This window comes from Streptomyces sp. NPDC057623, assembly GCF_042800355.1.
GTDB lineage: Bacteria > Actinomycetota > Actinomycetes > Streptomycetales > Streptomycetaceae > Streptomyces.
In genome coordinates this window covers 1,168-2,279 of the sequence record NZ_JBHVGZ010000033.1, presented here as the reverse complement: position 1 = coordinate 2,279, position 1,112 = coordinate 1,168, and the positions used below count along the sequence as shown (strand labels likewise).

The window sequence follows — 1,112 nt, the reverse complement described above, 5'->3', positions numbered from 1 at the left end:
GAGGGGGATTTTGTTCCCACCTTTATAAGGGTCGGACCCCTTGACCCCGGAAGCGGTGCCCGTCCCCCCGGGGCCCGACCGGCCTTTTCGGGACGTCGGTCGATTTCCGACGTCCTCTCTTCGCAACAAGGTCGAAGGCAGGTAATCAGCAATGCGACAGGTCACCCGCAAGGGCCTGATGACCGTGGCGGCCGCGACCGGCGTCATCGCAGCCGCGAGTGGCGCCGCCCACGCGACCGGCTCGGGTGCGCACGGCTCCAGCTCGCACTCGCCCGGCGTGCTGTCGGGCAACACCGTGCAGGCGCCGGTGCACGTGCCGGTCAACGTCTGCGGCAACACCGTCGACGTCGTCGGCGTGCTCAACCCGGCGAGCGGCAACAGCTGCGCCAACACGGGCGGCGGCGACGGCTCCGGTGGCGGCTCGGGGGCTTCGGCCGACGGGCACGCCAGTGACTCGCCCGGCGTCGGCTCCGGCAACCACGTCGAGGCGCCGGTCCATGTGCCGGTCAACGTGTGCGGCAACAGCGTCGACATCATCGGCATCGGCAACTCCACCGAGGCCAACGACTGCGCCAACAACGGCGGCGGGGGTCACACCCCGCCGGGCGGCGGCCACGAGAACCCGCCCGGGTCGCCGGAGCAGCCGGGCAACCCCGGGAACCCCGGCAACCCCGAGCAGCCGGGCAACCCTGGTAACCCGGGGAACCCCGGCAACCCCGGCAACCCGGAGAACCCCGACGAGCCGAGCCACCCCGGTACTCCGAGCACGCCGCCCAGCACGGGCGGCGAGACTCCGGGCGGTTCCTCCGGCGGCAACCACCCGGGCGCCCACTTCGTCACCCAGCCCCGGGGTGACGCGGAGCTCGCCCAGACCGGCAGTGACCTGCCGATGGGTCTCGCCCTGCCGGTCGGTGCGGGGGCGCTGCTGGCGGGCACGGTGCTGTACCGCAAGGCACGGCCTTCGGCATAGCACTCGGCCGTCCGGCACATAACGGAGCGGGGCCCACCGCTGCGGGGGCCCCCCCCTTTCTCCCTCTCCTTTTTTTTCTCTCTCCCTTTCTTTTTCCCCCCCTCCCCCCCCGGCCCCCGCGGTTTCTTTTTCCCCCCCTCCC

The 1,112-nt window shown here is 72.0% G+C and carries 1 protein-coding gene; it reads left to right on the top strand.

All coding sequences use genetic code 11. The annotated features are described in order from the left end of the window. Positions 1-151: 151 nt before the first annotated feature. Positions 152-970: a chaplin gene (locus ACFU95_RS28690; protein WP_383832861.1), complete on the top strand. Its 819-nt coding sequence runs from the start codon at positions 152-154 to the stop codon at positions 968-970. Positions 971-1,112 lie beyond the last annotated feature (142 nt).